Annotated in this window: 8 protein-coding genes; 5 read left to right on the forward strand and 3 right to left on the reverse strand. The window is 72.6% G+C overall.

Annotated features, from left to right (window positions below; all coding sequences use genetic code 11):
• Position 1 precedes the first annotated feature (1 nt).
• Positions 2 to 1,018: a phosphate ABC transporter permease subunit PstC gene (pstC, locus tag ABZ862_RS25925; RefSeq protein ID WP_360962405.1), complete on the reverse strand. Its 1,017-nt coding sequence runs from the start codon at positions 1,016 to 1,018 to the stop codon at positions 2 to 4.
• Positions 1,019 to 1,348: 330 nt separating this feature from the next.
• Here pstC and pgm point away from each other — a divergent pair, with 330 nt between their 5' ends.
• The gene (gene pgm, locus ABZ862_RS25930; RefSeq protein ID WP_360962408.1) at positions 1,349 to 2,989 is read left to right on the forward strand and encodes a phosphoglucomutase (alpha-D-glucose-1,6-bisphosphate-dependent); all 1,641 of its coding nucleotides are present in this window, start codon (positions 1,349 to 1,351) and stop codon (positions 2,987 to 2,989) included.
• A 102-nt stretch (positions 2,990 to 3,091) separates the two neighbouring features.
• Here the strand turns inward: pgm and ABZ862_RS25935 are convergent, their stop codons facing one another.
• Entirely contained in the window at positions 3,092 to 4,567 is a 1,476-nt protein-coding gene (locus ABZ862_RS25935; protein ID WP_360962411.1) for an APC family permease, read from the reverse strand.
• Between the two features lie 128 nt (positions 4,568 to 4,695).
• The gene (locus ABZ862_RS25940; RefSeq protein ID WP_360962414.1) at positions 4,696 to 5,436 is read right to left on the reverse strand and encodes an FCD domain-containing protein; all 741 of its coding nucleotides are present in this window, start codon (positions 5,434 to 5,436) and stop codon (positions 4,696 to 4,698) included.
• Positions 5,437 to 6,005: 569 nt separating this feature from the next.
• Between ABZ862_RS25940 and ABZ862_RS25945 the strand changes: the two genes are divergently transcribed.
• From ABZ862_RS25945 to ABZ862_RS25960, 4 genes are all read left to right on the forward strand, one after another.
• A complete protein-coding gene (locus ABZ862_RS25945; RefSeq protein WP_360962417.1) occupies positions 6,006 to 7,469 on the forward strand; it encodes an amino acid permease in 1,464 nt (487 codons plus the stop codon).
• A gap of 223 nt (positions 7,470 to 7,692) precedes the next feature.
• A complete protein-coding gene (locus ABZ862_RS25950; RefSeq protein ID WP_360962420.1) occupies positions 7,693 to 9,144 on the forward strand; it encodes a WGR domain-containing protein in 1,452 nt (483 codons plus the stop codon).
• 145 nt (positions 9,145 to 9,289) lie between these two features.
• Positions 9,290 to 11,170 (forward strand): propionyl-CoA synthetase, encoded by a 1,881-nt coding sequence (locus ABZ862_RS25955; RefSeq protein ID WP_360962423.1) that lies wholly within the window; start codon positions 9,290 to 9,292, stop codon positions 11,168 to 11,170.
• Positions 11,171 to 11,286: 116 nt separating this feature from the next.
• Positions 11,287 to 11,628, forward strand: coding sequence for a DUF1330 domain-containing protein (locus ABZ862_RS25960; protein ID WP_360962426.1), 342 nt, complete (start codon positions 11,287 to 11,289; stop codon positions 11,626 to 11,628).
• Positions 11,629 to 11,786: the final 158 nt, after the last annotated feature.

Raw genomic sequence — 11,786 nt, forward strand, 5'->3', positions numbered from 1 at the left:
GTCATGCCTCGCTCTGCGCGCCGGACCGGGAACGGGCCACGATGGAGGAAGCCGTGAAGTTGACCGCCAGGGTGAGCAGGAACAGTGCGAGCCCCGCCGCCATCAGCGCCGACATGCCGAACGGTGAGGCGTCGCCGTAGTGCAGGGCGATCAGCGACGACACGGAGTTCGAGCCGGTCTGCAGGATGTGCGGCTGGATCGCGAAGACCGGCGAGATGATCAGGTAGACCGCGATGGTCTCGCCGAGCGCCCGTCCGAGCCCGAGCATCGTGCCGCCGATGACGCCGCCCACGCCGTACGGCAGGACCACCGCGCGGATCATGCCCCACCGGGTGGCGCCGAGGGCGTAGGCGCCCTCCCGCTCACCGGCGGGGGCCTGCGCGAACACCTCGCGCATCACCGAGCACTGGATCGGCGCCACCATCAGCGCGACCACCAGCCCGGCGACGAAGGTCGACGCGGTGTAGACGCTCTCGGAGGCGAGCGGTTCACCCGGCTTCGCGCCGTCCACGGTGAGGAACGGGATCCAGCCGAACCAGTCCGACAGCCACCGTGACAGGCCGATGACGTGCTGCTGGAGGAAGAACAGCCCCCACAGCCCGTACACCACCGACGGCACGGCGGCCATCAGGTCGACCAGGGTGACCAGGGTGCGGCGCAGCCGGCGCGGCGCCACGTCCGAGATGAACAGCGCCGTTCCGACGGCCAGTGGCACCGAGAGGGTCACCGCGACGGCGGCGATCAGCAGGGTGCCGGTGAGGACGGCGGCGATGCCGAAGTGGTGCACGTCCGGCTGCCACACGGCCGTGGTGAGGAAGGAGAACCCGCCGGTGCGCAGCGCCTGGGCCGCCCTGATCAGCAGGAAGACGCCCACGGCCGCCATGATCGCGAGGACCGTGACGCCGGTGGCGGTCAGCTGGTACCGGAAGAGGCGGTCGCCCAGCCCGCCGGCCGCGTGCGGCCGTCGTGGGACGGGTCTTTCGGACTCCGGACTGCCGGAAACTGCTGGCGCGGACACGCGGGTGCCTCCCGGGACGGAAACGGCTTCGGCGACGAGGGGTGCGGAAACGTGCGGGACGAGCGGTGAGCGTTACGGATACGGCTGTGCACACACCGCGATCCGGCGTGGTGACGGGGAGAGTCAATGGCCGGATACTTTCGGTCGGGCCCGTCCGATGTGGAGAAATAGTGAACGGTCGATGTCGTTTCGGTGGGGGTGCTGTGTGTCCGGTGCCGGTGCGCAGGCCCGCCCCCGTCCCCTCCCGTCCCCTCGGGTCGTTTCCCCGCCGGATGACGAGGCAGGATGAGACCCAGACCGAACGATCAACCGACGCGGAGGAACGGACCCATGCCGCACGAACGAGCAGGCAGGCCGGCCGGCCCCGACGACCTGGTGGACGTGGCCCGGCTGGTCACCTCCTACTACGCCCTGCACCCCGACCCGGCCGACCCCGGACAGCGGGTGGCGTTCGGCACCTCCGGGCATCGCGGCTCCTCGCTGCACACCGCGTTCAACGAGGACCACATCGCCGCCACCAGCCAGGCCATCTGCGAGTACCGCGCGGCCCAGGGCACCGACGGCCCGCTCTTCCTGGGCGCCGACACCCATGCCCTGTCCGAGCCCGCCCGGGTCACCGCCCTCGAGGTGTTCGCCGCCAACGGCGTCACCGTGCTGATCGACGAGGCCGACGGCTACACCCCGACGCCCGCCGTCTCGCACGCGATCCTGACCCACAACCGGGGGCGCGCGTCGGGCCTCGCCGACGGCGTGGTGGTGACGCCCTCTCACAACCCGCCCGCCGACGGCGGCTTCAAGTACAACCCGCCCAGCGGCGGCCCGGCCGGTTCCGGGAGCACCTCCTGGATCCAGGACCGCGCCAACAAGATCATCGCGGCGGGCCTCAAGGACGTGCGCCGCGTCCCGTACACCACCGCCCTGGCCGCCCCCACCACGCAGCGCTACGACTTCCTCGGCACCTACGTCGCCGATCTGCCGGGCGTGCTCGACCTGGACGCGATCCGCGCGGCCGGGGTGCGCATCGGCGCCGACCCGCTGGGCGGGGCGTCCGTCGCCTACTGGGGCCGGATCGCCGAACAGCACCGCCTCGACCTGACCGTGGTCAACCCGCACGCCGACCCGACCTGGCGGTTCATGACGCTGGACTGGGACGGGAAGATCCGGATGGACTGCTCCTCCCCGTACGCGATGGCCTCCCTCATCGAGCGGCGCGACAGCTTCACCATCGCCACCGGCAACGACGCCGACGCCGACCGGCACGGCATCGTCACCCCGGACGCGGGCCTGATGAACCCCAACCACTACCTCGCCGTCGCCATCGCCTACCTCTTCAACCACCGCGACCGCTGGCCGGCCGGTGCGGCCGTCGGCAAGACCCTGGTGTCGTCCGGCATGATCGACCGTGTCGCCACCGACCTCGGCCGGGAACTGGTCGAGGTGCCGGTCGGCTTCAAGTGGTTCGTGGACGGCCTGGCCGGGGGCACCCTCGGGTTCGGCGGCGAGGAGTCGGCCGGCGCCTCCTTCCTGCGCCGGGACGGCTCGGTGTGGACCACCGACAAGGACGGCATCCTGCTGGCGCTGCTCGCCTCCGAGATCACGGCGGTCACCGGACGCACCCCGTCGCAGCACTACGCGGCGCTGACCGAGCGCTTCGGCGAACCCGCCTACGCCCGCATCGACGCACCCGCCTCCCGTGAGGAGAAGGCGCTGCTGGCGAAGCTGTCGCCCGCCCAGGTCACCGCGCGGTCCCTGGCGGGGGAGGAGATCACCACCGTGCTCACCGAGGCGCCGGGCAACGGGGCGGCCCTCGGCGGCATCAAGGTGGTGACCGCGAACGCCTGGTTCGCGGCCCGCCCCTCGGGCACGGAGGACGTCTACAAGGTGTACGCCGAGTCGTTCCTCGGCCCGGACCACCTCGCCCGGGTGCAGGAGGAGGCCAGGTCGGTGGTGCTGGCGGCCCTCGGCGGCTGAGAGCCACCGCGGCGCGCCCCGCTCGGCGGCGGGCCCCGACGCCCACCGGGGTCCGCCGGTGCGCCGGGGCCCGACGGCACACCGGGGCCGGCCCCGCCGCGGCTACTCCATGTCGGCGACCACCGACCCGACCCGCTCGGCGAGCCCCGGATCACGCCGCACCAGCAGCGCGGCGTAGGCGACCGAGCCCAGCAGCGCGGCCAGCGCCACCACCGGGAACCAGTTGTACGGCGCGGGCTGGCCGGGCTTGGCCAGGTAGTACAGCGGCACCAGGATCGCCAGCGCGCCGATCGCCGGCAGCACCAGGTGCCGTACCGTGCGGAACTCCTGCGGCCGGTAGCGGCGGTAGTACAGCGGCAGGGCGATGTTGGACGCCAGGTACACCAGCAGGATCAGGAGGGAACCCAGGCTGGAGGACTCCGTGAAGAACACCACGGGGTTCATCGGCCCGTCGGCCGCCCCGACGAGGTGCCCGAGCCCCCACACCCCGATGATCAGCAGCGAGGTCCCGGCGAAGGTCACGATCGCGTTGTCCGGCGTACGGCGGGTGGGGTGCACATACCCGAGGAACGCGGGCAGCAGCCCCTCGCGCCCCGCGTTGAACATCAGCCGGGCCTGCGAGTTGATGCCCGCGATCAGCACGCCCAGGGTGGAGGTCAGGCCCCCCAGGTAGGCGAGGAAGGCCAGCGCGCCCAGGGTGCCGTGGGCGACGTCGACGAAGGGGATGCGGGCGGCGCCGAGCCGCTCGACGTCGTAGTCGAAGGCGGTGACCGTGGCGTAGGCGAAGAGGATGTAGCTCACCGTCATGATCGCGACGGAGAAGAACACCGCGCGGCCGACGTTGCGCCGCGGGTTCTCCGTCTCCTCGGCCAGCGCCGCCGAGTTCTCCCAGCCGATGAACAGGTACACCGCGAGCGGGAAGCCCGCCGCGAGACCGGTGACGCCGTGGGTGAGGTGCGTCGGCAGGAACGGCGCGGCGGACAGCCGGCCGCCGTGCTCGGCCAGCGCCGCCACGGACACGGCCACCAGGACGAGCATCTCCACGCCGAAGAAGTAGCCCGCCCACTTGGTGGACACGACCACCCCGCGCACCATCAGCAGCACCGCGCCCCCGGTCAGCAGCAGCGTCCAGACGATCCACGGCAGGTCCACGCCGGTGTAGTGGTGCAGGGTGATCTGGACGAACCCGCCGGAGACCGCGATGACGGCGGCCATCCCGATGATGTAGCCGAGCCCGGCGAGCAGCGCCGTGGTCACCGCGCTGACCGGCCCGAACGTCTTGCCGACGAAGGTGATGAAACTGCCCGCGGAGGGGTGGGCGCGGGAGAACTGGGCGAGCGTGTTGCCCAGCAGCGCCACCGCGACGCCCGCGGCGGCGATGGTCAGCGGGGAGGCGACGCCTGCCGTGGTGGCGAGGAACGCGAAGCCGAAGAAGAAGCTCATCGCCGGGCCCACGTTGGCCATCGTGGCGGCGGCGATGTCCGCCATGCCGAGGACGCCGCCGCGCAGCCGCTGAGGAGCACCGCGGGGCGGGCCCGCCGCCGGCGGTGGGCCGGCGGCTGCTCCGTGGTCGGACATGGCGGCTGCTCCTTCTGCGGTGCGGTGCGGTGAGGCGGGGTGGTGAGGCGGTGAGGGGCGGTTGTCCTTGCGGCGGGGCGGGGCGGGGTTCCGGGTGCGGGTGCCTGCCGGGTCGCTGCGGGCGGGGATCAGCCGGAGGCGGCAGGGGCGTGACGGTGCGCCTTCACCGCCCGGACGGCACCGTCCAGCGCGCCGCCGTGGAGTTCGGCGAGTAGATCGGCGTGGCAGCGGTTCAGCTCCCGTACGGTGCCGGGGTCCGGGGCGGCCCGGACCAGGCACAGCCTGCCGAGCAGGTCGGCGGTGAGCTCACGCATCCCGGCGCCGCCGAGCGTCTCGGCGAGGTCGAGGTGGAAGCGGGTCTCGAGTTCGCGCAGCCGGGCCGGATCGCCGGCCAGGGCCGTCTCGTCGACCAGCGCCTGGAGCCCGTCGAGCGCGCCGGGCGGCAGCTCGCCGGCGCCGTGCGCCACGAGCCCGCACTCCAGCAGCAGATGGAAGGCGCCGAGCGACGCGGCCTCGTCGGCGTCGTGCAGCAGGGCCACCACCGTGTCCCAGCCCCGGGCGACGAAGGTGCCGCCCGTCCGGCCGCGTCTGCGGTCGAGCAGACCGTCCTGGCACATGCCCTCCAGCGCGCGGCGCACGGTGATCTCACCTATGCCGAGCTCCTCGGCGAGCACCCCCGCGTCGGGCAGCCGGTCGCCGGGTGCCACGGAACACAGCCGCACCCGGAGAGCGATGCGCGAGCGGACCAGTTCCGCGCCGGTCTGGCCCCGGCCGGGCAGGACCCGGGCGTCGAGCACCGGGGCGCCGGACGCCGGCCGTGCCGGGACCGGCGGGTTGTAGGGCCCGAACTTGCCCGCTGCGTTCACCACGGCGCAACCCTAACCGCGGGTGTCCGGGAGTCACGGGGCACGTCGGCGCCGGATCAGGGGTGTCCTGGGCGACAGGGCCGCGGAGTGGTGCATGGGGGCTCCCACGGGGGACGGACGGGGGCCTTCGGCCGGCCGGGCCGGCGACCGCCCCGGCGGGGCGGTGTCCCGCTGCGCAAAAAATTAGGGCATGGTGAACACTTAAACAAGACCTGGTGGCGGCCGGTGTCCCGGGGCGCAAGGGGCCGGCGGGGAAAAGTCGCCGGCCGGACACCCTTGTTTTTTCTGATCCAGGTGAACTATTTTCCTGACGGCCGGCCCGTCGGCCCGTCGCCGTCCGGACGGCCCGGGGCGGCGGCACCTGTGCAGCATCCACGCAGTACCCACGCAGCGCTCACGCAGTACCCGCGCCGCAGCATCGGTTCCCTGCCGTCACGGCAGCCGTGATCGCGTACCCACCTGCCCGCGGAACGCGACGCGTCGACTTCATGTCCGTCCCCGGCGGACCCCGCGGCTCGCCGCCCGGTCCGCCCGTGCATGTCCTCGTCCGCTCTCCCTCCATGGATGTCGAGATGACCACACCTTCCCCCGCCGCCACCACGACGTCACCGCCCCCCGCCGGCGACACCCCCTCCGCCGACGACGGCCTCAAGGCCGGGCTGAAGAACCGCCATCTGTCGATGATCGCCATCGGCGGTGTCATCGGCGCCGGACTGTTCGTCGGCTCCGGCTCCGGCATCGCCGCCGCGGGACCGGGCATCCTCGTCTCCTACGCGCTCGTCGGCGTCCTCGTCGTCCTCGTCATGCGGATGCTGGGCGAGATGGCCGCGGCCAACCCCACCTCCGGCTCCTTCTCCGCCTACGCGGACCGGGCGCTGGGCCGCTGGGCCGGGTTCACCATCGGCTGGCTGTACTGGTTCTTCTGGGTCGTCGTCCTCGCCGTCGAGGCCACCGCGGGCGCCAAGATCCTCGCCGGGTGGGTCCCGGCGGTGCCGCAGTGGGGCTGGGCGCTGATCGTCATGGTCGTGCTGACCGCCAGCAACCTGGTCTCCGTGGCCTCCTACGGCGAGTTCGAGTTCTGGTTCGCCGGCATCAAGGTCGTCGCCATCGTCGCCTTCATCGCCCTCGGCGCCCTCGCGGTCTTCGGCCTGCTGCCCGGCTCGGACCACCCGGCCTCCGGGTTCTCCTACCTCACCGCGCACGGCGGATTCCTGCCCAACGGACCCGGCGCGATCCTCACCGGCGTGCTGATGGTCGTCTTCTCCTTCATGGGCAGCGAGATCGTCACCCTGGCGGCCGGCGAGTCCCCCGACCCGCGCGGCGCGGTCACCAGGGCCACCAACAGCGTCATCTGGCGTATCGCGGTGTTCTACCTGGGCTCGATCCTGATCGTCGTGTCGCTGCTGCGCTGGGACGACCCCGCCATCCTCAAGCAGGGCTCCTACGTCGCCGCCCTCAGCTCCATCGGCATCCCGCACGCCGCGCAGATCATGAACGCCATCGTGCTCACCTCGGTGCTGTCCTGTCTCAACTCCGGCCTCTACACGGCCTCCCGCATGGCGTTCTCGCTCGGCCGCCGCGGTGACGCCCCGGCCTCCTTCGGACGGACCACCGGGCGCGGTGTGCCGCGCACGGCCATCCTCGCCTCGGTGGTCTTCGGCTTCGTCGCCGTCGCCTTCAACTACCTGTGGCCGGACACCGTCTTCCAGTTCCTGCTCAACTCCTCCGGTGCCATCGCCCTGTTCGTCTGGCTGGTGATCTGCTTCTCCCAGCTGCGGATGCGAAAGATCATCCAGAACGAGGCGCCGGGTTCGCTGGTCGTCAAGATGTGGCTGTACCCGTACCTGACCTGGGCGACCATCGGTCTGATCACCTTCGTCCTCCTCTACATGCTGACCGACACGGCCAGCGGCGGCGGCCGCGACCAGGTGGTGCTGTCCACCCTGGTGGCCCTGGCCGTGGTGGGCGTCTCGCTGGTCCGCCAGCGGTTCGGCCGCTCCCGCGCGGCGGCGGTCCCCGGGAAGGCCACGGTGTAGGGACCCGCGGCTGCCGCGGGCACGGCGTCGCCGGTACGGCGGCGGTACGGCGACACCGCCGTACCGCCGCCGCATTGCCGTCCTGCCGCCGTCCTACCGCCGCCGTACCGGCGACGAGGCCGTCGCGGGACCGGCCGGAGCCCGATTGTCAGTGCCCCCTCCTACGGTGTGATCACTGGGATCCGCCGGAACGGCCGCGGGTCCGTGCGGGGAGGGGACTGCCATGTCTGCCGGTGCCACGGTGTCGACGACGTATCTGGAGCTGTCGCAGGACGACGGAGGAGCGCACAAGTTCTACGAGGTCGCCGTCGACGGGCAGACCGTGACCGTGCGCTACGGCCGGATCGGCGCCGCCGGACAGGTCCAGACGAGCACTTTCCCCACCGCCGACAAGGCCCGCGCCGCCGCCGCGAAGAAGGTGGGGGAGAAGGTCCGCAGGGGGTACGCCCCCGCCGTCCAGGGGCAGCGCGCCCCGCGTGCGGTGACCCGCCGCCAGGTGACCTCGGCGCCCTCCACCGCGCGCGCCGTCGCCCCGGTCCTGTGGCGCTTCCGCACCGGTTCCGCCGCCTTCGGCATCCACGTCGACGGCGAGCGCTGCTGGGTCGGCAACCAGGCCGGGGACGTCTACTCCCTCGACCACGAGGGCGGCATGCTGGCCCGCTTCAGCCTGCCGGACGGAGTGAAGTGCCTGGTCGCGGACGATTTCTGGATCTACGCGGGCTGTGACGACGGCAAGGTCTACGACCTCTCCTCCAAGCTGCCGTTCGCGGCCTACGACGTCGCGGCGGACGTCGACATCTTCTGGCTCGACATCCACGAGGGCGTGCTCGACGTCTCCGACCGCAACGGCGGGCTGACCGTCATCGACCACGAGGACGAGCACCAGTGGTCCCGCCGCAGCCGGGGCGAGCACGCCTGGCTGGTGCGCGCCGACGACCGGGCCGTCTACCACGGCCACCACCGCGGCGTCACCGCCTACACCCCCGACGGCAGCCGCGAACTGTGGCACACCGACACCCGGGGCGCCGTCCTGTTCGGCTGGCAGGAGGACCACGCGGTGTACGCGGGCACCGGCCACCGGGTGGTCCAGCGGCTGTCGAAGGCCACCGGCGCCGTCGAGGCGACGTACGGCTGCGACAGCGCGGTGTACTCGTGCGCCACCTCCCCCGGCGGCCGGTTCGTCTTCGCGGGCGACTCGTCCTCGTCGGTCTACTGCTTCGACCGGGACGGCACCCGGCTGTGGAAACTCGGCACGGGCGCCGGGTCCGCGCTCTCGATGCAGTACCACGACGAGCGGCTCTACCTGGTGACCACCGAGGGCTCCCTGGTCTGCGTCGACGCGAGCGAGGCGGCCGTCGCCGCCGCCCAGCAGGGCGACGTGCCGGTCGCGCGGGACGTCAAGCTCGCCGCCGCGCTGCCCACCTACGTCCCCGCCACCACCGCGACCGCGGTCACCACCGTGACACAGGCGCCCACCGGATCGGTGGTCGTCGAGTGCGTCCAAAACGGCGGCCGGACGCGGGTGCACGTGCTCACCGAGGGCTACGAACCGACGTGGAACGTGCAGTTCCCTCGCGCGATACGCGAGCCCGGGGCACGCTATGTCGTGGACGCCCTGCACACCGCGGCCGGCGGTTTCTACCGGGTCCGCGGCGACATCCGCCGGCTGCTCTGACCGGGGCCGCGTCCCGGTGCCGAGCCGGGCGGGCACGGACGGGCGGGGCGTTCGGTTCGACCTCGTCCGAAGGGGATTGCTCACATTCCGGCCAGGCCTCCGGCGTGGTGAGATACGAGAGCCGCAACGAAGCGAGGAGGGCCTCATGGGGACGTACGCCGACGAGTACCGGCGCAGTCTGGCCGACCGGGAGGGATTCTGGCTGGAGGCCGCCGAGGCGGTCGACTGGTCCCGCCCGCCCACCCGGGCCCTGGACGACTCCCGGGCACCCCTCTACCGGTGGTTCCCCGACGGCGAGCTCAACACGGCGTACAACGCCCTCGACCGGCATGTCGCCGCGGGCCGCGGCGGGCAGGCGGCCCTCCTGTACGACTCCCCGGTCACCGGCACCAAGGCGTCCTACACCTACGCCGAACTGCGCGACGCCGTCGCCCTGTTCGCGGGCGCGCTGACCTCGCTCGGCGTCACCAGGGGCGACCGGGTGATCGTCTACATGCCGATGGTGCCCGAAGCGATCATCGGCATGCTCGCCTGCGCGCGGATCGGCGCCGTCCACTCCGTGGTGTTCGGCGGCTTCGCCCCCAAGGAACTCGCCGCCCGCATCGACGACGCCCGTCCCAAGGCGGTCGTCGCGGCGTCCTGCGGCATCGAGCCGAACCGGATCGTCGACTACAAGAAGATCATCGACGAGGCCCTCGCGACCACCGAGCACCAGCCCGAGCACGTGGTGGTCCTCCAGCGTGAGCAGTCGCCCGCCGAACTGGGCCCCCGCGACCTCGACTGGCAGAAACTGGTCGCCGCCGCCGAGCCCGCCGACTGCGTCCCCGTCGCCGCCACCGACCCCCTCTACATCCTCTACACCTCCGGCACCACCGGCCGCCCCAAGGGCGTCGTGCGCGACACCGGCGGCCACGCGGTCGCCCTCACCTGGTCGATGGCCAACGTCTACGGCATCGGACCCGGCGACGTCTGGTGGGCGGCCTCCGACGTCGGCTGGGTCGTCGGGCACTCGTACATCGTCTACGCGCCCCTCCTGGCCGGCGCCACCACCGTCCTGTACGAGGGCAAGCCCATCGGCACGCCCGACGCGGCCGCGTTCTGGCGGGTGATCTCCGAGTACGGGGTGAAGGCCCTGTTCACCGCGCCGACCGCGCTGCGCGTCATCCGCAAGACCGACCCCGACGCGACCGGACTCGCCCGCTACGACACCTCCTGCCTCACCGACCTGTTCATGGCCGGCGAACGCCTCGACCCCGACACCTACCGCTGGGCCCACGAGAAGCTCGGCGTGCCCGTCACCGACCACTGGTGGCAGACCGAGACCGGCTGGGCCATCGCGGCGAACCTGCGCGGTCTCGACCCGCGCCGCGCCAAGCCCGGCTCCTGCACCGTGCCCGTGCCCGGCTACGACGTACGCATCCTGGACCCGGCCACGGGCGAGCCCCTGGAGGCGGGCCAGGAGGGCGACATCGCGATCGCCCTGCCCCTGCCGCCCGGCACCCTGTCCACCCTCTGGGAGGACGACCGGCGCTACATCGACGGCTACCTCTCCCAGCACGAGGGCCACTACGTCACCGGCGACTCCGGCTACTTCGACCTGGACGGCTACCTCTTCGTCATGGGCCGCACCGACGACGTCATCAACGTCGCCGGGCACCGCCTGTCCACCGGCGCCATGGAAGCCGCCCTCGCCGGCCACCCCGCGGTCGCCGAGTGCGCCGTGATCGGCGTCCACGACGAGGTCAAGGGCCAGCTCCCGCGCGGTCTCGTGGTGCTCAAGTCCGGCGTGAGCATCGACGCCGACACCCTGCGCGCGGAACTGGTCGCGGCCGTGCGCACCCAGATCGGCCCGGTGGCCGCGTTCCACGACATCACCGTGGTCGACGCCCTGCCCAAGACCCGCTCCGGGAAGATCCTGCGCAAGGCCATGCGCGGCATCGCCGACGGCCGCGACGTGGCGACCCCCTCCACCATCGAGGACCCCGCGGTCCTCGACACCCTCCGCGAGGTGCTGCGGGCGAGGTAGGCGCCGCCGGGTCCGGGACGCGTCCGGCCCGTCCGCGGTCCGGTCACCTGTGCGGCGGGGCGCGCATGGCATGCTCGGAACCCCTCGCGTTCCCGCCGATCGGAAGGACCACGACCGTGCCCGCCTACGCGATCGCCCATCTGCAGGAAGCCGCCCCCCATCCGGACCTCGCCGAGTACCTCGAGCGTGTCACCGGCACGTTCGTCCCCTTCGGGGGCCGCTTCCTGGTGCACGCCGCGCAGCACGAGGTGATGGAGGGCGACTGGCCCGGTGGGGTCGTCGTGATCGGTTTCCCCTCCATGACCGAGGCACGCGACTGGTGGGACTCGCCCGCCTACCGGGCGATCGTCCCGCTGCGGTCCCGGCACATCCGGGGCGACATCATCCTGGTCCCCGGGGTCGCCGACGACTACGACCCGACGGCGACCGCCTCGGCCCTGCGCGAGGCGAGCCGCTAGCACCGCGGCAGGCACCGTTCGCCCGTCGCGACGCCCGGCACGCCCTCTCGCCGCACCGGCCGAAAGCCCGAGTACATCCAGTACGAGGACTTCCGGCCGGCACTCCCCCAAGCTCTTCGAGCAGGGGGGACCCCCAGAGAGCACGCACCGGACGCCGC

This window comes from Streptomyces sp. NPDC047000, assembly GCF_040644295.1.
GTDB lineage: Bacteria > Actinomycetota > Actinomycetes > Streptomycetales > Streptomycetaceae > Streptomyces.